The sequence below is a fragment of the Vibrio spartinae genome, assembly GCF_024347135.1.
Taxonomy (GTDB): domain Bacteria; phylum Pseudomonadota; class Gammaproteobacteria; order Enterobacterales; family Vibrionaceae; genus Vibrio; species Vibrio spartinae.
Genome location: NZ_AP024907.1, coordinates 605317 through 626678, shown reverse-complemented (window position 1 = coordinate 626678; position 21362 = coordinate 605317). Strand labels below are relative to the sequence as shown.

At 46.5% G+C, this 21362-nt stretch carries 19 protein-coding genes; 2 read left to right on the top strand and 17 right to left on the bottom strand.

Annotated elements, in window-relative coordinates; all coding sequences use genetic code 11:
- Positions 1-2 precede the first annotated feature (2 nt).
- The 14 genes from OCU60_RS02840 to OCU60_RS02775 all read right to left on the bottom strand — a co-directional run bounded on the left by OCU60_RS02840 (position 3) and on the right by OCU60_RS02775 (position 14877).
- Entirely contained in the window at positions 3-1118 is a 1116-nt protein-coding gene (locus OCU60_RS02840; protein WP_074372781.1) for an ABC transporter substrate-binding protein, read from the bottom strand.
- The gene (locus tag OCU60_RS02835; RefSeq protein ID WP_074372780.1) at positions 1118-2155 is read right to left on the bottom strand and encodes an ABC transporter permease; all 1038 of its coding nucleotides are present in this window, start codon (positions 2153-2155) and stop codon (positions 1118-1120) included. The genes OCU60_RS02840 and OCU60_RS02835 overlap by 1 nt, the downstream gene beginning before the upstream one ends.
- Positions 2142-3680, bottom strand: a complete 1539-nt coding sequence (locus OCU60_RS02830; RefSeq protein WP_074372779.1) for a sugar ABC transporter ATP-binding protein — start codon at positions 3678-3680, stop codon at positions 2142-2144. Before OCU60_RS02830 ends, OCU60_RS02835 begins: the two co-directional genes overlap by 14 nt.
- A gap of 335 nt (positions 3681-4015) precedes the next feature.
- Positions 4016-4885: an L-ribulose-5-phosphate 3-epimerase gene (locus OCU60_RS02825; RefSeq protein ID WP_074372778.1), complete on the bottom strand. Its 870-nt coding sequence runs from the start codon at positions 4883-4885 to the stop codon at positions 4016-4018.
- A gap of 18 nt (positions 4886-4903) precedes the next feature.
- Positions 4904-5668 carry an IclR family transcriptional regulator gene (locus OCU60_RS02820; protein ID WP_074372777.1) on the bottom strand — a complete coding sequence of 255 codons (765 nt, stop codon included), beginning with the start codon at positions 5666-5668 and terminating at the stop codon, positions 4904-4906.
- A 29-nt stretch (positions 5669-5697) separates the two neighbouring features.
- A complete protein-coding gene (locus OCU60_RS02815) occupies positions 5698-6348 on the bottom strand; it encodes a 3-keto-L-gulonate-6-phosphate decarboxylase UlaD (RefSeq protein WP_074372776.1) in 651 nt (216 codons plus the stop codon).
- On the bottom strand, positions 6345-7832 hold the full coding sequence (locus OCU60_RS02810) for an FGGY-family carbohydrate kinase (RefSeq protein WP_074372891.1): 1488 nt from the start codon (positions 7830-7832) through the stop codon (positions 6345-6347). The genes OCU60_RS02815 and OCU60_RS02810 overlap by 4 nt, the downstream gene beginning before the upstream one ends.
- A gap of 46 nt (positions 7833-7878) precedes the next feature.
- On the bottom strand, positions 7879-8577 hold the full coding sequence (locus OCU60_RS02805; RefSeq protein ID WP_074372775.1) for an L-ribulose-5-phosphate 4-epimerase: 699 nt from the start codon (positions 8575-8577) through the stop codon (positions 7879-7881).
- Between the two features lie 93 nt (positions 8578-8670).
- A complete protein-coding gene (locus OCU60_RS02800) occupies positions 8671-9645 on the bottom strand; it encodes a TRAP transporter substrate-binding protein (protein ID WP_074372774.1) in 975 nt (324 codons plus the stop codon).
- 12 nt (positions 9646-9657) lie between these two features.
- Positions 9658-10938 (bottom strand): TRAP transporter large permease subunit, encoded by a 1281-nt coding sequence (locus tag OCU60_RS02795; protein ID WP_074372773.1) that lies wholly within the window; start codon positions 10936-10938, stop codon positions 9658-9660.
- Positions 10935-11453 (bottom strand): TRAP transporter small permease, encoded by a 519-nt coding sequence (locus OCU60_RS02790; protein ID WP_074372772.1) that lies wholly within the window; start codon positions 11451-11453, stop codon positions 10935-10937. The genes OCU60_RS02795 and OCU60_RS02790 overlap by 4 nt, the downstream gene beginning before the upstream one ends.
- A gap of 104 nt (positions 11454-11557) precedes the next feature.
- Positions 11558-12559, bottom strand: a complete 1002-nt coding sequence (yiaK, locus tag OCU60_RS02785; protein WP_074372771.1) for a 3-dehydro-L-gulonate 2-dehydrogenase — start codon at positions 12557-12559, stop codon at positions 11558-11560.
- Positions 12560-13115: 556 nt separating this feature from the next.
- A complete protein-coding gene (locus tag OCU60_RS02780) occupies positions 13116-13886 on the bottom strand; it encodes an ABC transporter permease (protein ID WP_074372770.1) in 771 nt (256 codons plus the stop codon).
- A 13-nt stretch (positions 13887-13899) separates the two neighbouring features.
- Positions 13900-14877, bottom strand: a complete 978-nt coding sequence (locus OCU60_RS02775) for an ABC transporter ATP-binding protein (RefSeq protein ID WP_074372769.1) — start codon at positions 14875-14877, stop codon at positions 13900-13902.
- Between the two features lie 420 nt (positions 14878-15297).
- Between OCU60_RS02775 and can the strand changes: the two genes are divergently transcribed.
- Entirely contained in the window at positions 15298-15966 is a 669-nt protein-coding gene (gene can / locus OCU60_RS02770) for a carbonate dehydratase (protein WP_074372768.1), read from the top strand.
- A 147-nt stretch (positions 15967-16113) separates the two neighbouring features.
- On the opposite strand, the gene hpt is transcribed toward can, so the two are convergent.
- Positions 16114-16647 carry a hypoxanthine phosphoribosyltransferase gene (hpt, locus tag OCU60_RS02765; protein ID WP_074372767.1) on the bottom strand — a complete coding sequence of 178 codons (534 nt, stop codon included), beginning with the start codon at positions 16645-16647 and terminating at the stop codon, positions 16114-16116.
- A gap of 422 nt (positions 16648-17069) precedes the next feature.
- Here hpt and OCU60_RS02760 point away from each other — a divergent pair, with 422 nt between their 5' ends.
- Positions 17070-17690: a LuxR/HapR/OpaR family quorum-sensing transcriptional regulator gene (locus OCU60_RS02760; protein WP_074372766.1), complete on the top strand. Its 621-nt coding sequence runs from the start codon at positions 17070-17072 to the stop codon at positions 17688-17690.
- A 124-nt stretch (positions 17691-17814) separates the two neighbouring features.
- On the opposite strand, the gene lpdA is transcribed toward OCU60_RS02760, so the two are convergent.
- Both lpdA and aceF read right to left on the bottom strand, forming a co-directional pair.
- A complete protein-coding gene (gene lpdA, locus OCU60_RS02755; RefSeq protein ID WP_074372765.1) occupies positions 17815-19239 on the bottom strand; it encodes a dihydrolipoyl dehydrogenase in 1425 nt (474 codons plus the stop codon).
- A gap of 244 nt (positions 19240-19483) precedes the next feature.
- Positions 19484-21355, bottom strand: a complete 1872-nt coding sequence (aceF, locus tag OCU60_RS02750; protein ID WP_074372764.1) for a pyruvate dehydrogenase complex dihydrolipoyllysine-residue acetyltransferase — start codon at positions 21353-21355, stop codon at positions 19484-19486.
- Positions 21356-21362: the final 7 nt, after the last annotated feature.

The following is a 21362-nucleotide window of genomic DNA, read 5'->3' as shown; positions in this document are numbered from 1 at the left end:
GCTCAGTTCACTTTCCAAGACGCTTTGTAATAATCGCGATAGCCATTCTCCGGATCGTATAAATTGCGATCCCCACCTGACTGATGAATATTCTCTGCCGTGACTAAGTGTGCCGGCGTGACATAACCGCTGGTGGGTTGATCATGGAACAATCGATTGAGTTCATCGACTAACTGCCATCCATGCAGGTTTAACGGTTCAGCGACAGTTGCGACCTGAAAACTACCATTACGAATGCGCTCAAATGCAGATTCACTGCCATCTCCGGCAGAGATATTATAAGGGCCTTCCCCTTTTTTCTTACCGGACAGTGAACGAAGCGCCGGAGCCATGTAGTCGAAATAGAGGTCATTGATTGCCAGCGTATAGTTATACTTATCACCATACTTCTGAACCAGCGAGAATGTGAGAGGCGGAATCCGCGCTGATGTATTGGCCAGTGGCGTATCTTCATAGCTCAGCACAGAGCATCCGGTACATTTTTCAATATAAGATTTCATCACGTCCGCTTTACGTACCGCGATACTGTATAAACCATCGGTCAAAATTACGACATGCGCATGACCATTGGACTTAGCAATCGCATACATCGCTGAGACTTTGGCAACATCATCAGCCGAACTGGTGATGTTATCTTCAATATAGAGTTTCTCAATCGGCCCGGGCTCGGGAGTGGCGTGCCAACTGACAATCCGAATGCCTAGCTTGTGCGCCTGACGCAGCGTTGGAATCATCGTATTGGGGGTGAATCCACCAACGATAATCCCATCCGGCTGCAACGCGATGGCTTGCTTCAGAGCAGATGACTGTGATGGCACACTACCAGCCCCGTCAAGCACTCGCACATGCCAGCCAATGGCTTTCGCTGCTTCCTGATAGCCTTTCATCACACCTAAAACACCACTATTTTTCAGATCAGAAGCAATAAAAATAATCGTCTTATCCTTGGCTGCAACGGGTCCTTCGGGGAGTGAAAAGGCAGCAGCACTATCGGTTGATGCCTGTTTGACAACCTGCTTTGCCATCTCAACATAATCTGATGCTTCATCAGCAAGCACTGGTAGGGTTGTGAATGCAGCACCGATCACCATGGCTAGTATTTTGACTCGTCTTTTCATTATTTCACCTTCACATTATTTTTGGTTGCTGTTTGTTTACGTTTTTGGCTAAAGCCAGCCAAAGTGATGGAAATTAAGAGAATCGCGCCATTGAATAACGGCTCGACAAAGAATGGAGTGCCCCACTGTTGAAGACCTGAAATCCCGACACTGACCAGAGAAACCCCGATCAAGGTCCCCCAGACGTTAACCCGCCCGGCCCGAAATGTGGTTGAGCCTAAGAATGCGCCGACCAGAGCCGGTAACATGTAGTCCTGACCAACCGAAGAAGAACCGATCCCGATATGAGAGGCCAATAACACACTGGCAAAAGCGATCAACCCATCCGAGACCACGTAAGCGCCAATGTAACAAGAGGTTGTGTTGATGCCATTTAAGGATGCAGTATTCGGATTCGCACCGACGGCATAGAGTTTGCGCCCTAAAGCGGTATATTCAGTCACCAGCCAGAGCAGTAGCGTGATAGCGAGCAGGTAGAACACGATGATCGGAATGCCGACAATTTCATAGCTGCTGAACAGATAAAAATTCTCCGGCAATACACCGACGATCTGACGGCCACCGGTGTGCCATAGTGACACGGCATAAATGACAGTCCCGGTGCCTAACGTTGCCACGAAAGAGTCAATATCAGCCAACGCCACCAACATGCCGTTAAATGCACCATACAAACACCCGCACAGCACAACAATCAATGCCGCAGCTTCCCAGGAGAACCCATACCGTTGCTGTAGCGTAATGGCAAAGACATGCCAGAACGTGACACCAAACCCAACATTGAGGTTCATTTTGCCGGTGATCATGGTCACCATCGCTGCTAAAGCAAGAATGGCAACAACGCTCTTTTCACTCAAAATGGCCTGTAGCGTCAGCATTGAAAAAAAGGTGTTGGTCGTCAGACTAAACAACAGGATTAAAAATATCGTTAATAGTAATAGGCCATAACGCATTGCAATCTGAGTGATGAAATTCCCAATCCCCGAAGAGAGAGTGACCTCCGTCTCTAATGCGGTCGATTTAATATTAGACGTCGCCATATTCGCCCTCTCCTACTTTTGAACCTGATGCATACTTCAATAAATTCGCCACCGTCACTTGCTGTTCGGTCAGCTCTTTCACCACTTTTCCCCGGTTAAACACCAATGCCCGATTCGAGATATTCACCACCTCTTCAAAGTCACTGGAAATGACAATCACAGACAATCCCTGCCGAATTGACTCACGCATGATCCGATAGATTTCAGAACGAGCACCGATATCAACACCCGCCGTTGGATTATCCAAAATGACAATGGGCTTATTCAGATTGAACCAGCGAGCCAGAATCACTTTTTGCTGATTACCGCCGCTCATCGAACTGATCGCAATGTCAGGATCCATCGGGCGAACGTCATATTGCTTCATCGCCTCGAGAGTCTGACGATATTCTTGAGGCTTTGACAGGAAGGTCAGATAACCGCCACCATTGATGGTCGGATTTAAATTGAGGTTTTCCATCGCGCTCATTGAGCCGCAAATACTCTCTTTGACCCGATCAGCCGCCACCATGGCAAATCCACTACGAATACTCTTCGCCGGTGAACTGATATCGGCCTTTTCTCCGCGAATGAACACCTCACCGGACTTGAGATTGAGACACCCAAATAACGCCTGCCCAATCGCTTCTTGTCCGGCATTGCGCAGACCAACCAAAGCAACCAGCTCGCCATGACGCAACCTCATATTAAACGGCTCTAAATCACCGAGTTGTAGATTGCGCACTTGCAAAATATCATCCTGCTCCGGCTGGAGGGGCGTACGATAATTCATCTCTTTTTGCGAACCGACGATCAAAGTGACCAGCTCATCAATGGTGTAGTCACTGACCAACCCTGACCCCACTAAACGCCCATCGCGTAACACCACAACGTCATCGCAAATATCATGAATCTCATCCAGTCGATGGGAGACATAAATCATCCCCACCCCTTGTGCTTTCAGACGTTTCAAAACCTCAAACATCCGGCCGACATCACTGGCAACAAGAGAAGCCGTCGGCTCATCTAAGATCAAAACCTCCGCATCAGCGACCAAGGCACGGGCAATGGCCAGTAAGGATTTTTCTGCCGCACTTAAGTTAAAAATGCGCTCAGACGCTTTCACATCTAATCCGACTAAATCCAGAACTTGCTGGGCTTTTTCTGCTGCGGCTTTCCAGTTGATCATCCCCCAGCGTTTCGGAAAACCGAGTGTTAAACCGATGTTCTCCGCAACCGTCATCCATTCGATCAAGCCAAGATCCTGATGAATAAAAGCAATGGGAACTTGATTGGCTGACGCTAAATGCGCGGCATCCTCAATCGATTCCCCTTTAAAGCGAATCTCACCAGCGGTTTTTTTATGAATACCGGCCAGCGTTTTAATCAAGGTAGACTTTCCGGCACCATTTTCTCCAAGTAACGCCACACAACGTCCCGGATGAACATGGAAAGAAGCGGACTCCAATGCAATAAAATTAAAGAATCGCTTGGTTAACCGATCAATCGAGAGCAGGCTTCCTTGTGGATTGTTGAGCACTTCCATAGATACCTCATGATGATATGACTGTTTTGCGGGATATCAGCGCACAGCCAATCACGTAATCAATCACGCTTAAATTCCATAATGTGGAATAATATTCTTTTAAATTCCAAATTAAGTTATAGTGTTTTTTGTGTTCAAAAAGTGAGCAAGATCTGTATTTGATAGAGATGTCGTTTGTTTTTGATCTTTAAGTGAATTGGATCACATTTGCTGCGAATCCTGTTTCGGCTTAGGATCCCCCTCAACGGTCATCATGGATCGAAATGAAAAATAAGGCGCGTTGACACGCGCCTTATCAGCAATTGAATCTGGAAAACTAACGAGTAGAAAACAGCTTATAGCTCAAACCCGACGCTGTGCGCCATCTCGGTTAAACGCTGTTTGGCGGTGATGATATTGTCTCGCCAGTGCTCATCGTGAGCCCACATTTCGATCACAAACGGGGCACCGTAGTGAATCTCTTTGAGTGCCGTAAAAATAGCCGGAAAATCAACTTCGCCTTCACCGATCACCAAATCCCGAAACTTCCCGGAAAAACCGTGTTTCACTTTCAGCGTATCTTTGAGATGAATCTGCACCAGATGATCCCGGGCCAGTTTCAGCTCGGTACAAACATCGTGATTCCAGCCCGTGATATTACCGACATCGGGATAAGCCATAAAATAAGGGGACGGGACTTCCCGTTTTAAGACTTCAAATTTGGATAACGAATTCAGATAGGGCGTATCCATGATTTCAACCGCCAACATCACGCCAGCCCGCTCTGCCAGCTTCGCGGCCCAACGCATTCCTTCAATAAAACGCTGGTGGGTCTGCACTGATTGAGACTCATAATAGACATCGTATCCAGCCAATTGAATGGTCCGGATCCCCAGTCGGTAGGCTAGTTTGATGGCTTTTTCCATAATCTCACGGGCTTTTTCTCGAACCTGTGGATGTTCAGAGCCAAATGGGTACTTACGGTGCGCACTCAAACACATGCTTTGTAATGGTATGTCGTACTGAAAACAGAGCTGACGAAGCTGATCAATCTCATCATCTCCCCAGTCCAGCCGTTGTTGCCGAGCGTCGGTTTCATCGACAGAAATTTCGACAAAATCGAAGCCAAGTGATTTCGCTTCTCTGAGACGATCTTCCCACGATAGCGTTGCCGGCATCGCCTTTTCATATAAGCCGATGCGAGATTTGAGGGTATGGTTGTTCATCGCTGGTATCCTTTTCAATCACTGCTTAAACAGTTCTTGTTCTATCTTTTCTGTCGTTTGTTTGATCTTCTTCGCGAGGTTATCCGGTCCGATATTTCTTAACCGGGGTGTGAGTGTTGAGAGGCTGACGGCATAGGCCGGTGAGCCTGAACGGTCAAAAATCGGCACGGCAGTACAAGAAATCCCGGCTTCATTTTCTTCATTGTCAATCGCATACCCCTGTTCTCTGATCTTGTTCAGCTCATCGAGAAAATGGGGTTTGTTGATAATGGTATTTTCGGTTAACTTCTGAATCAGTCCGACATTGCGCTGCCAGTAATTCTCTTGGTCTTCCTGCGTTGAAAATGCCAGAAAGACTTTTCCCGCAGCGGTGCAATACATTTCGGAATACATACCGACAAATGTACGGGTTCTGAAAGGCGAATGCTGAGGTTCCAGCTTATCCCGAAACACAATTTTATCCCCCTCACGGGAAATAAAGTTGATCGTTTCATTCAGGTCTTTCACCAGCTCATTCAGCTTCGGCCGAGTCGTAGACAACACATCAGAACTCAAAGCCGAATGACCGATATGCAGTAGTTTTAAGGTTAACCGATAGTTCTTCGACGCTGAATGTTGGGCGACATACCCCAACGCCTCAAAAGTACTGAGCATACGATAAGCCGAGGTTTTGTTGATGCCAGTCTGCTGCGCAATTTCATGCAACGCGACCCCATCGGGGTGGTGGCTAAGAAACTCCAGCACAGCCATAGACTTCACCAATGATTTTACCTGCTCACTCATGATTTTACCTGCTCATTCATAAAGAAACCTTACCAGTAGTGGTTGATCTGTTTGCGAAATTCACGGGCAATGGTTTTGCCCTCTTGGTTTGACAGTGCGCGTCCAGCGATGAACGATTTTGCACGGATATTCTTAAACAAATGAATATCTTCCGGAACAATACCACCCGTAATCGAGAGTTCAAGCCCGACCTCAGATAATTGTTCCATTTGCATCAAATCATGCTCCCCCCACCCCACACCGGCAGCCTGTGCATCCCGGGAGCGGTGATAAATCGCCTGTGTCACACCACTTTCTACCCAGAGTTTCGCGTCCTCAATTGTCCAGTGTCCGAACAGTTCAATCTGAATTTCACCGTCAAATTGCTGCGCAACCCGCTGAGCTGAGCGGACGGTTTCAATATGTGCGGCCGCACCGACAGTAATCCAGTTCGCGCCGCTGGCAAATGCCATCTCCGCTAATGTTTCTCCGGCATCAAGCAACTTCATATCACACACCAATATATGTCGGGGATAGTGTTGCCGAAGCGTCTTAACCGCACTCATACCTTCTGAGAAAGCCAGTACCGTACCGACTTCAATCACATCGACGACATCCGCGACATGATCAACATCATTTAAGGCGGTACTCAGATCCGTCGAATCCAGTGCGATTTGCAAATAAGGTTGTGTCGGGTTCATACAATTTCCTCAAAATTTTTCAGCGTTTCGACATAGCGTAGATAGCGTTTATACTGACTTTGATAACTGTCATATAAATCAGGATTGGGATGAACCGTTTCTATCGGGATATCTGAGGCAGCCAATGCAGTGGCGAGATCGGGATAAGTACCACTGCCAACCATTGAGACGAGAGCGGCCCCTAATGCGCCGGTTTCCTCGACTGCGGGAATTTCGAGTATCAGTCCGGTTAAATCGGCCAGCATCTGCATCCAGGTCGGTGACTGTGTGGTACCGCCGGTCACCCGTAACACACGGGTTTCAGGGAAACGATGTAACATTTTTTGCAGATGGACATGATGACAAAACAAGATGCCCAACCAGATCGCCTGAATGAGATGGGCTTTGCTGTGATAAGCCTGCAATCCATATAACGATCCTTTCAACCCCAGCCCCGCGTTAGAGCCATACAGAAAAGGCACAAAGAGCACGTCACTGGCTAATGGCGCCAGTGCGCTGACTAGACGCTCATTCTCCTGATGATCGATCTTTTCACCCCCCAGATAAGGGGCGAACCATTCATAGTTGCTCGCTGATGTCGGGCTGGCTTCATGGACAATATAAGCACCGGGCATCGCATAATGTCCGTAAACAAACTGCTCATCAGGGTGATCTTCAAGATCGGTCGTGATCCCGGAAGTCACCGACCAAGTCCCCATCACCGCATTCAGCATCGGTTGCCCGGCATCAATTCCGGAACAGATCGCGGTCGAAACCACATCGAATAACCCACCATAAACCGGTGTGCCAACCATTAATCCGGTGGCTTGGGCAGCGTCTTCGTTGATCGTACCGGAACATTCTGCAGGATAAATCAACTCAGGCAGTGCCGGCCAAACTTCTTCAATACCAAATATCGACAGGAGTGCCGGATCGTACTGTTGCTTGTCAGCATGATAGAGATTACTTTCCGACATATTGGTCACCTCTGCCCGGATCTCGCCGGTCAGGCGGTAACGTAAATAGTCGTGTGACATCAAGACCGCACCGATCTGCGCATAAATATCAGGTTCATATTCTTTCACCCAGCGCAGGATCGACACGGGATGCCCCGTCCATAAAGTCTGACGGGTCAGAGGGTAAATCGTCTGAGGAATGCCGTCTTGTTGCCACTGTCTGACAATTTCGATAGAACGGGAATCAGACGACAGAATGCCATGACGCAACGCTTGTCCGTGTTTATCCAGCAAATAGAGCCCTTTGCCCTGTGCCGAAATACTCAGACCGCAAATCTGCGCCGGACGGATGCCACTCTGCTTGATCACCCCTTGAATCGCGCGACAGGCTTCTTGCCAATACAGCGTTAAATCCCGTTCGATCCAGCCCTGTTGTTCACGAATCACTTGGGTATTTTCACGATACAACGCAATTTGACGTCCGTGACAATCAAACAGACCCGCTTTCAGAACCGTGCCACCGGAATCAATCCCAAGAAAATAACGCATTGTGCTTTGACCCATATTCTGCTCCGCCATCAGTAAACCGACTGATTTATTTACTCTTTTGTCCGTAATAGGCATCTTTGCCGTGCTTGCGGAAGTAATGTTTATCCGAAAGTTCTTGCTGCAACATAATGTCGGCATTCAGGGAACGGGTGCCGAGAGCCATTGCTGCGACTTCTTCCAAAACCACGGCATTGTGAACCGCTTCATTGGCATTTTTCCCCCAACTAAACGGGGCATGACCGGCAATGATCGCACTGGGTACAGCAACCGGATCAATCTGTCGCTGCTGTAACGCTTCAATAATCACCAAGCCGGTATTTTGCTCATAGTCGCCCTGAATCTCTGCTGGTGTCAGCGGACGAGTGCAGGGAATGTTGCCGTAAAAATAATCGGCATGCGTGGTTCCGAGCGCAGGTATATCCAATCCGGCCTGAGCCCAGATCGTGGCATGACGTGAATGGGTATGCACAATGCCCCCGATCGCTGGAAATGCTTGATAAAGTTCCAGGTGGGTTTTGGTATCGCTTGAAGGATTCAACGTCCCTTCGACAATATTGCCATCCAGATCGACGACGACGATGTCGTCGACCGTCATGTCATCGTATGCCACACCCGATGGCTTGATCGCGATAATATGACTCGCCCGATCAATCTCAGAGACATTGCCCCATGTGAATGTCACCAGACCATACTTCGGCAGACTCAGATTCGCATCGAATACGCGTTGTTTGATTTCAGAATACATACATGCTCCTATCGACAAGCCTTGTCGATATTTCTCCTCTGAATTTCGGTGTACAGCAGCACCGCACACCGAAAGCCTCATTCATCGCTGACTTTATTTTTGAGTCGCCAAAATACGATTGATCATGTCGTCACCGTTTTCTTTGATAAATTCATTCCAAACCGGTTTCACCACAGCCTGAAATGCTGCGCCATCGACATCGCGGTTGACTTTCATCCCATGAGATTCCAATTCAGCGATCATCTGATCTTCTCGCTTAATACTCATTTGGCGCTGCATATTGACGGCTTCAGTTGCAGCATCTGTGATAATTTTCTGTTCAGCAGCGCTGAGTTTTTTGAAGCTCTTTAAGTTCATGGTTAAGACCAGCGGTGAATATGCGTGTTGCGTCATACTCAAATATTTCTGTACTTCATAGAACTTGAAAGACAGGGTGACACCAATGGGATGATCCTGCGCATCGACCACGCCGGTTTCTAAGGCGGTATAAAGTTCAGAGACAGGGATCTGTTGGGGATTCGCATCTAATGCATTGAACATATCATTGAGTGCTTTGGAATTATTCACTCGCATTCTCAACCCGGCGACATCTGCCGGTTTACGGATTGGTCCACGATTATTGGTCATATTACGAAAACCGTTTTCCGGATATCCCAACCCTTTAATGCCATATTTTTCCATCGACTTAAGCACATCCTGGCCGACATCACCGTCCAATGCCTTATAAGCGGCTTCCCGATTCGGAAAAATGAATGGCAAAGTGAAAGCAGCCGACTCAGGGATTAAGCCAGACCAGTTATTCAGTCCAACCATCGAGATATCAATGATCCCCGCCCGGGTACCATCAATCATCTGCTTATCATTTCCCAATTGTCCTTGAGGGAAGATATTCACTTTGATATCCCCGTGAGAACGCGCTTCGACTTCTTTTTTAAAGAAAAGTGACATGTCCTGTTGCAGATCCGATTCAGGTGCAGCATGGGCAAGCTTCAACGTGGTGGCATAAGACTGGGTTGTGAACACTGCCAGTGCTGTCACCAAGCCTGCGACTTTCAGAATTGATTTCATGTTGTTTCTCCGTTATCCGATAATAAGTTTCATTGGTATTGTTATAATGCTCGGGAAGATGACGAACAGCGTGAGTAACACGGAGTACGCCAGAATAAATGGAAAGATGCCTTTGACCGCCGCCGACATTGGCACTTTTGCCACGCCACACACGACATTGAGCACGGTGCCAACCGGTGGCGTAATCAAACCGATCGAACAGTTGATCACGAACATCAGTCCAAAATAGGTAGGGTCGATCCCTGCCAGTTTGACAACAGGCATCAGGAGCGGCACAAGAATCAGAATGGTCGGGCTCAGATCCATCACCATACCGACACACAAAACCAGCAGCATAATGACTGCCATCAGCAGACGCGGACTGTCAATCAACGGTGCCAGCATCTGCGCCAGTTGTTGCGGTAGCTGAGCGACCGTAATCAGCCAGGCGGCGACCATCGCACATCCGACCAAGAACATCACCATCGCGGTCGAACGTCCGGCATTAAGTAGGATGTGATAAAAGCTGCGTAGATTGATTTCCCGGTATATCACCGAAGCCACAAAGATGGCATATACTGCCGCCACAACCGCAGCTTCTGTCGGGGTAAAGATACCAAAGCGGATCCCACCAATAATGATAACGGGTAACAATAGCGCCCAAATCCCATCTTTTAGCGCTGCTCGTTTCTCCGCGCTTGAGGCTTTGGGCTGCACATCCAGATCTTCGCTTCTGACGGTGAACGCCCAGACAAACATCAGTGTTAATCCCATTAAAATACCGGGCACAATCCCACCGAGAAATAGATTCTTAATCGAAATACTACCGGCAACCCCAACCAAGATTAACGGCAGAGACGGGGGAATGACCGGGGCGATGATGCCGCCCGCAGCCAACAGACCCATCGATGAGCTCTGCGGGTATTTGGCGGCTTTCATCATCGGATAAAGAATACTGACCAGTGCCGCAGCATCAGCAACCGCAGAGCCGGAAAGCCCGGCAAGCAGAACCGATGTCATAATGGCGACATACCCCAACCCACCTTTACGGTGACCGACATAGCAGCTCGCCAACCGGACAATTCGCGTCGATAACCCACCAGCCGACATCACCTCACCGGCAACCAGGAAGAATGGAATAGCCAGCAGCGTAAAGCTATCAACACCATTGATCAGCGACTGAGCCAGAATGTCAGAGCTGAACAGATCCATGTGCACCATCAGTGCGATTGACGATAGGAGTAATGCAAAGGCTACGGGTAATCCCAAAAGGATCGAAACAATCAAGACCGTTAAGAAGATAAATAGCGTCATGCTTTATCCTCCTGCGTCTGTGTTGCCGCAGTTGCGTCATGCGCAGAATGGTCAATCAACCACTGTGGGAAAAAGATCCGTCCTGCCGCTAGAATAGCCATCAACCCGCCGGAAATCGCACCGGCAAGATAAAACAGCGCCGACGGCAGACCGGTCAAAGGCGAGATATCGCGCCAGTTCGCCATCATCTGACCAAATGCGCCATAAAACAGCATCCCGACCGAGATCAAAATGATCAACCAACATAACCGTCTGAGGAATGGGACCCAGCACGGCATGAGTTTCTCGGTAAATTCTTTAACCGCCAGATGCTCATCACGTTTGAGGACGATCACCGCCCCCAGCATGACAACCCAGACTAACCCCAGACGAGACAATTCAACCGATGCCCTAAGCCCTGAAGAAAATCCATACCTGAGGACTACATTGGTAAATACCAGCACCAACATTGCGACCAATATCGCTGCCATGATGATGTCAATACTGTCCAAAACCCATTTCAATACCGTACGCATATACAACTCTCCGGCGATGCTCACTTATCTGAATCATGCTTGTTATCGGATCGACTCTTGTTGTCAGAGCGACTCTTGTTGTCAGATCGACTGATACGGTCAATCTAGAGTTCAAGAATCTGTTGCCAAATCTCATCGTGAATCTCGATACCACCTTGCTGTCGATGCTTGTCGATATAAGACTGAATTTCAGATCCCGCAATCATGACTTTGCCACTTTCAGCGGGTTCTGAGTCGAGTACATATTCTCGGATCCGTTTCATCTCTTCGATCAAACGTTCCCCGTCCATCGTTTTGCTGGTATCAATTGCAATCAAAAACTGCGAGACCCCGAATTCAGCTTGCATATCTTCGGTTAACGCAGGGACGGAATAGCCACCGCTCACAGCCGTCAGGAGCATGTCCAGCACCACGGCCATCGACGATCCTTTCCAGAATCCCATGGGGAGTAGTCGTTTGTTTTCCCAAAGCACATGCGGATCAGTGGTGAGATGACCTTCATCATCAAAGCCCCCCACGACAGGCAGTTCTTTATCGGCCAGCACATAGTTTTGCAGTTGACCATAGGAATACTGACTCATTGAACAATCCACCAATACCGGCGGATCTCCCGCTACGGCCATAATTAATGGATTACTGCCAACGCGATGATCTTTTCCTCCCCAAGCCGGCATCACAGCGATAGAGTTGGTGGACGCAATGCCAGCCAATCCGGCACGAGCCATTTTGAGAACGTAAGTTCCACCGCGCATCCAGTGGTTTGAATTGCGCATTGCGACCATGCCGATCCCATACTGTTTCGCCAGTTCAATAGCACGGTCAGTACAAATCAACCCATTCAGAACACCGGGACCAAAATGGCAATCCCACTGTTCCAATGCGCCAAGACTATTGACACACTCAGGTTCGGCATTGAGTTTGATGTGCCCTTGATCCACCTGAGAAATAAAAACTGGGAACCGATTGATACCGTGTGAGTAGGTTCCTTCATTCGCCATTTCAACAAACCCTTGGGCAAGTTGGGTTGCAGAATCGGCTTGCATGCCCCTTTTGAGCAAGGCACTTTCAAATTGATGTTGCAGTTCATTTAAGGATACGAGAGGCATTGCTTATCTCCAGTTCATTTCACATTACGTAATTGATGCTACGTTTTATTCCGAATTTTAAAATCTCAAATTGCTTACTTTGTGAGCCAATGATTTAAATTTAAAACAATTGGCGGTTTTTGTTTCACTATGCGAAACGCATAAAAATGAAATAAAAAAACACAATTGATATAAAAAACAGCTTATTAAACTTGTAATGTGCTTTAAATCCGAATGAATAAGAAAAAATGAAGGAAAATTACAACAAAAAAGTAATAGATATGGAGAAATCAGATAAAATAGAAGGATAGATACAATGACGGTATTGATGTTCTGAGGAAAAATGAAATGTGTGATATAAAATCTGTTCTGTTCTTTATCAGAATGAGCTTGCTACTTACCCTGAGCGTATTATTTACGTCATGGCCTTTTTTATAAAGCGCATTTTTATAAAAATACATTCATATGAAAACACTCATATAAAAAGGGGCACCGCTATCGGTGCCCCCTGCTGCTCAAATCGTCTTAAATTGTCGGTCAGGCGAGTCAATGAATCACGGCTCAATTGAGCCTTTAATTAAGTTCTCAGACCCGTGCCCTTTTTCACCAGCATGTAAGCCAGTGAATACAGCAACACAATGAAGATCCCTAACACTGAAAACGATGCCTGAATACTCACATCGGAAATCCCCAGAAATCCATAACGGAATGCATTGACCATATACACGATGGGATTGACCTTGGACACATACTGCCAAAATTCAGGCAACAGCGATAATGAGTAAAAAACCCCACCCAGATAAGTCAGCGGTGTCAGAATGAATGTCGGGACGATCGAAATGTCATCAAAACTTTTTGCATAGATGGCATTAATGAATCCACCAAGAGAGAACACGACAGATGTCAGGAAAACAGTCATGACAATAATGCCCCAGTGTTCAACCTGAAGATCGACAAAAAACAGCGACACCAATGTCACCATGACTCCGACACATAATCCTCGGGTAACCCCGCCCATCACATAACCACCGATGATGATATAAGTCGGTACCGGTGCAACCAACAGCTCCTCAATATTTTTATGCATTTTGGCACTAAAAAATGAGGAGGCAACATTGGAGTAGGAGTTGGTAATTACCGACATCATAATCAGGCCGGGCACGATGTAGGCCATATAACTGACACCATGCATCATCCCGATGCGAGAACCAATCAAATTACCGAAAATGATAAAATAGAGTGTCATCGTAATCGCTGGTGGTACGAGGGTTTGCACCCAAATACGGGAAAAACGGACCACTTCTTTCCCCAGCAAACTGCAAAAGGCGGTCCAATAAAGCTTATACATGCTTCCTCTCATTTTAGTTCGTTGACGTCTCATGATCGGTAGTATCCGCATCATGACTTGCGGTGGCGTGCCCACCCGTCGTTGATTCATTGACAATACGGACAAACAATTCTTCCAGTCGGTTGGCCTTATTGCGCATCGACAGGACCGGAATACCATGCTCACTTAACTGACGAAAAACATGGTTCAACCCTTGTGTTTTTTCGATTTCAATCTCCAGAGAGCCGTCCACATTTTTCTGACTGAGTACATCCGTCAGTTGAGGGATATCCGTGACTGTTGGTGCAATATCCAGAATGAAGGTCTCCACTTTAAGCTGGCCGAGTAACGCTTTCATCGAGGTATTTTCAATCAACTCCCCACCGTGAATAATCCCGATATTGCGGCACAGCATTTCGGCTTCTTCCAGATAATGTGTTGTCAGAATAATCGTAATACCTTGCCGGTTAAGCTGCTGAAGGAAATTCCACATCGAACGGCGCAATTCAATATCAACACCGGCGGTGGGTTCATCGAGAATCAATAACTGAGGCTCATGCATTAAAGCCCGGGCAATCATCAAACGACGCTTCATACCGCCGGAGAGATTTCTGGAGCGTTCTTTCCGCTTTTCCCATAAGTCAAGCTGAGTCAGGTATTTCTTCGCCCGTTCTTTGGCTTGGGCACGAGGCACACCATAGTATCCCGCTTGTTGGATCACGATTTGCTCAACCGTTTCAAACTGGTTGAAGTTAAACTCCTGCGGCACTAATCCCAAAGAAAGCTTAGCCCGCTCCATTTCTTTGTCCAAATCATGGCCAAAGACGGATACTTTTCCCGAGGTTTTATTGACGAGTGAGGAAATAATACCGATTGTGGTTGACTTCCCGGCCCCATTCGGCCCAAGTAAGGCGTAAAAATCCCCTTTTCTCACCGTCAGATTGAGGCCTTTTAGTGCTTCAAATCCACCGGCATACGTTTTACGCAAATCGGTTAGTTCTAATGCATTCATATTGAATAAGATCCTGTGTCATTGGCATCGTCTGCTGAAGCAGCAACTGATGATAGAGAAGCAAGTAGACGAATAGTTTTCATATGGAGGTTCAACCTGTCAGTTTCAACCTTACATCAGAAAAAAATGAAATTGCAAACTTGCCGCTAAAACTCAAAAAAATGAATTTAAATGAGGACATTTACGGTGAAAATGCACAGTTTAACGTCACCGCCTCATTATCTGTCTGAACCTTTTAAAATCGGTAAATTTATCACCACTATTTTTCCCACTCTTAGCATATCTGATCAGATGAGTGAAAAAAGCAATATATTCGCCACTATATTGTGTATATTAATTCTCAGTTAAACCTACCGAACAATCGGATTGATGATCTTTAGGCTGTGGGAAAGACACCCCATTGCTGATAAGGAAAGTAAGATGCCCCAGATTAAAACACTATTCGAAAACAATGCGAAATGGACCGAATCGATTAAAGCGGAGAATCCTGAATATTTCAGTAAACTGGCAGAAGGTCAAAATCCAGATTTCCTCTGGATTGGCTGTTCCGATAGCCGCGTGCCGGCAGAACGTCTGACCGGGCTTCATGCCGGTGAATTATTTGTTCACCGCAACGTTGCCAATTTAGTCATTCATACCGACCTGAATTGCCTTTCTGTCGTCCAGTACGCTGTTGATGTACTTAAAGTGAAACATGTTATCATTTGTGGACACTATCACTGTGGTGGCGTAAATGCCGCAATCGATACGCCGAAGCTCGGCCTCATTAATAACTGGTTACTTCACATTCACGATGTCTACTGTAAACACCGAACTTACCTTGACAAGATGTCTGATCAAGACCGTGCCGATAAGCTAGCTGAAATCAATGTCGCAGAACAGGTTTATAACATGGGTAACTCGACTATCCTTCAAGGCGCTTGGGAGCGAGGACAACAAATCGAACTACACGGTGTGGTCTACGGCATCGAAGACGGAAAGCTGGAATATCTGGGGGTTCGCTGCAACTCACCACAAACCGTTGAGGATGCCTACCATCAAGCGATGGAAAAAATTCTCAATCCAGATTACGAGCTACTCTGTCGCTGAGCACGGCTTGCGATTTTCCCGCCCGGATAAAAATAATAAAAGCCCTTTTCGGGCTTTTATTTTCACACATAGCATGTTGTTCAGACATACGATACGTTAACAAATACCATTTGAATCGCATGCTGTAGCCCATCTTCCGGATAAATCTTATGACGCTTGTATTGTGACCCGACCAATATAAGGCAGGTGACGATACTTCTGCGCATAATCAATGCCGACACCCACAACAAACTCATCCGGAATTTCAAAACCAATCCACTCAACATCAACGGGGACTTCTCTGCGTGAAGGCTTATCCAGCAATGTACAGATCCGAATCGAACGTGGCTCGCGAATCGACAGAATCTCTTTCACTTTATTTAAGGTATTGCCCGTATCGATAATATCTTCAACCAACAAGACATCTTTTCCTTTAATGTCATCATCGAGATCTTTCAGGATACGGACATCCCGTGAACTCTCCATATCATTCCCATAGCTGGAAGCGGTCATAAAATCGACTTGATGCGTCAGTTGAATCGCTCGGGCTAAATCAGCCATAAAAACGAATGATCCGCGGAGTAATCCAACCAGAACCAATTCTTCGCTATGCTGATAATATTCGGTAATTTCCTTCCCTAGGGCTTGTACACGTTTCTGGACATCCTGCTCAGAAATCATGACTTCAACGGTATGCTTCATAAGAATCTCATTGCTTTGGTGTGGCTTTTAAATTAATGCGTCTTGTTTCATTGACTCTGGCATGATGAAATGATAAGCCTATCAATGAAGGGAGCGTATAATACCACCTCTGAGATCAGAGTGAAACAAACCTGACAGGACGGTCTAGACTCATTCTATACGCAACGAAAAAATGTCCACACAGATCCGACCAACTCTAGATGAATAAAATTCATCTATAAAATAAAGACATAATTACACGATAATTATCACTAGTATGATTCATATCCTGTCACAAATGATACTTGAGGTACTGCACAAAAACTTCATATAAAGAATTGACCTGACACATATGCACCATTGCACTCATATATCGAACACAAAATAATAAAATAATCATTAGAACACATATTCATTCAACGTAATTGGCAAGGAAAAAAATTATGGACGCTTCAATAGAAAAACGCCCTCGTACACGATTATCACCTCAGAAACGTAAACTTCAGTTGATGGAAATTGCGCTTGAAGTCTTCGCTAAACGAGGTATCGGACGTGGTGGACATGCAGATATCGCTGAAATTGCTCAGGTTTCTGTCGCAACAGTATTTAACTATTTCCCAACTCGTGAGGATTTAGTTGATGATGTTCTTACTCATGTCGTTCACCAATTCTCAAACTTCCTCGCAGACAATATCGATGTCGATAGTTATATCAAAGATAATCTCTATCATCTCACCCATAAAATGACAAAGCTGGTCTTTGAAGATTGTCATTGGCTGAAAGTGTGGTTTGAATGGAGTGCATCGACTCGCGACGAAGTCTGGCCGTTGTTCGTATCGACTAACCATACCAACCGCCTGTTGGTAAAAAATATGTTTGTCAACGCAATCGAACGCGGCGATGTCAGCGATCATTATGATCCTGAACATTTAGTCACGCTGTTCCTCGGAATTTTCTATTCCCTGTTTGTGCAAGTGAACCGTTTACAAGATCAAAAAGAGATCGATGCTCTCGTAAACAGCTACTTGGACATGTTATGCATTTATAACAACCGTCGGGCTTAACTGATTATCCAGAAATAGATTCTCTTTGTGTTCGACTGGAAAACGTGTTCATTCCAGTAAGAGATTTCAGAGATAAAAAAACCGCTGTCATGACAGCGGTTTTTTATTGAAGGGGATCAACCCATTATTTCTTTTTCGCTTTCGCGTTTGGCAGATCCGTAATGGTGCCTTCAAAAACTTCAGCAGCCAAACCAACAGACTCATGAAGCGTTGGGTGCGCATGAATGGTGAGAGCCAAATCTTCAGCATCACAACCCATTTCAATCGCCAGACCAATTTCACCCAGCAACTCACCACCGTTGGTACCAACAATCGCACCACCAATGACACGGTGCGTGTCTTTATCGAAGATCATCTTCGTCATACCGTCAGAGCAATCAGACGCGATGGCGCGGCCAGATGCAGCCCAAGGGAAAGTTGCCACTTCGTAACTGATCCCTTCTGCTTTCGCTTCTTTCTCAGTCTTACCAACCCATGCAACTTCAGGCTCAGTATATGCGATTGATGGAATAACTTTCGGATCAAAGTAATGTTTCTTACCAGCAATGACCTCAGCAGCAACGTGCCCTTCATGAACACCTTTGTGTGCCAGCATTGGCTGACCAACAATGTCACCGATCGCAAAGATATGAGGAATATTGGTACGCATTTGTTTATCAACATTGATAAAGCCGCGCTCATCAACTTCCACACCGGCTTTCTCACCATCGAGCATTTTACCGTTTGGTGTCCGACCGATGGCAACCAGTACCGCATCATAACGTTCAGCTTCTGCCGGGGCATTTTTGCCTTCCATTGAAACGTAGATACCATCTTCTTTCGCTTCAACCGCTGTCACTTTGGTTTCCAGCATCAGGCTGAACTTGTCTTTGATGCGTTTGGTGAACACTTTCACGACATCTTTATCTGCCGCGGGAATCACCTGATCAAACATTTCAACCACATCAATCTGTGAACCGAGCGCATGATAAACCGTTCCCATTTCAAGACCGATAATCCCGCCGCCCATGATCAGCATTTTCTTCGGCACTTCTTTTAATTCCAGCGCGTCAGTTGAATCCCAAATGCGTGGGTCTTCATGCGGAATAAATGGTAATTCAATCGGACGAGAACCCGCAGCAATAATCGCGTTGTCGAAGTTAATGACGGTTTTGCCATCTTCACCTTCAACTTCGATGCTATTCGGACCCGTAAACTTACCAAAGCCATTGACGACGTTCACTTTACGCATCTTCGCCATACCGCTCAGACCGCCAGTCAACTGATTGATTACTTTTTCTTTCCACAGACGAATTTTGTCGATGTCTGTTGACGGTTCGCCAAACACGATGCCGTGTTCTGATAATGCTTTCGCTTCTTCAATTACTTTCGCAACATGCAACAGAGCTTTAGATGGAATACAACCGACATTCAAACATACACCACCGAGGGTGTTGTAACGCTCAATAATTACAGTATCCAGACCTAAGTCGGCACAACGGAAAGCAGCGGAGTAACCAGCAGGACCTGCACCTAGCACAACCACCTGGGTTTTGATTTCTTTGCTCATTTTGACCTCTTGTAGTCATTATCCCTTACAGGCTAACGGGGCTTCAAAAACATACGTCTAAAACATGTGAGGAGTGAATCCTAAAACCAACCCAGTTTACAGAGATGTTAATGATATGAAAAGATAAACCCCAAAGCCTGTGAGCCAGTCAACAATTAAAACCCGAGAATAACATTCCGGTTTAAATTGCCCTTTGATTCTATTGATTAAGGCGGCTATTCAGCCGCCTTTTCATTTCATGAGATTACAGTACCAGACGACGAATGTCGCTCATGCAACCGTTCAGATAGCTAATGAAACGAGCCCCTTCAGCCCCATCGATCACACGGTGATCGTAGGAGAGAGACAACGGAAGTTGCAGACGAGGAACAAAGTCCTTGCCATTCCAGACCGGTTTCATTTCTGACTTAGACACACCCAGAATTGCGACTTCAGGTGCATTCACGATTGGTGTAAATGCTGTGCCACCGATACCACCAAGGCTAGAAATTGTAAAACAACCGCCTTGCATATCTGATGCCGTCAATTTACCTGAACGGGCTTTCTTAGAAACGGCCATCAACTCTTCTGAAAGCTCGTAAATACCTTTCTTATTCACATCTTTGAATACAGGTACGACTAAGCCATTTGGCGTATCAACTGCAATGCCGATATTCACGTATTTCTTCATAATCAGGCTTTCACCGTCTTCAGACAGAGAAGCGTTGAATGATGGGAAAGCTTCGAGTGCTTTGGCCGCGGCTTTCATAATGAAAACCAGTGGCGTAATCTTCATACCGGTATCTTTCTTCGCTTCAATCGCATTCTGTTCTTTACGGAATGCTTCAAGCTCAGTGATATCAGCATTATCCCACTGTGTTACGTGCGGGATCATCACCCAGTTACGGGCAAGGTTTGCACCAGAAATTTTCTTAATCCGAGATAACGGCTTAACTTCAGTTTCACCAAACTTGCTGAAGTCCACTTTCGGCCATGGCAACAGTCCAAGTGCACTACCGTCACCTTGACCAGAAGCAGCACCCGATTCAAGACGTTTCAATGCTTCTTTGACAAAGTTCTGCACATCTTCTTTCAGGATACGACTCTTACGACCCGTTCCTTTGACTTTTGCCAAGTTGACACCAAATTCACGTGCCAGACGACGAACAACCGGAGAAGCATGGGCATATTCGTTATTTTCCTGGAAATCACCCGTTGCCGGTGCAGCACTAGCAGGAGCTGGTTTTCCGGCATCCGCTTTTGGCGCAGGCGCAGACTCTGATTTTGCAGGGGCCGCAGCAGGTGCAGCACCGGCAACTTCAAAGACCATGATCAAAGACGCTGTTGACACTTTGTCGCCTTCTTTGATCTTGATTTCTTTGACCGTACCAGCAAATGGCGCAGGCACTTCCATTGAAGCTTTATCACCTTCAACCGTGATCAGCGACTGCTCTTCAGTAACCGAGTCACCCACGGCAACCATGATTTCAGTGACTTCAACTTCATCACCACCGATATCAGGAACATGCACATCTTTATGCGCTGATGCAGTTGAAGCGGCAGCAGGTGCTTGCTCATCAGAGGCCGCAGCCGGTGCAGCACCTGAACTCGCAACGTCGAAGAGCATGATCAGAGATTTGGTTGACACTTTGTCGCCTTCTTTAATCTTGATCTCTTTCACTGTCCCAGCGAATGGTGCCGGTACTTCCATTGACGCTTTATCACCTTCAACGGTCAGCAAAGATTGCTCTTCTTCAACCTGATCACCGATAGCAACCATGATTTCAGTCACTTCAACTTCATCATCACCGATATCCGGAACAACAACTTCTTTCGTTGCCGTGCTTGCTGTTGATGCAGCTGGCGCTGCTTCTTCAGTCTTCGCTTCTGCGGCTGGCTCAGCACCTTCATCTTCAAAAATCATGATCAGCGATTTGGTTGACACTTTGTCGCCTTCTTTAACCTTGATCTCTTTGATGGTACCGGCAAATGGCGCCGGTACTTCCATTGAGGCCTTATCACCTTCAACGGTCAGCAGGGATTGCTCTTCTTCAACTTTGTCACCAACGCTTACAAGAATCTCAGTGACTTCAACCTCATCCGTACCGATATCTGGTACATTAACTTCGATTGTCATTGTTTTT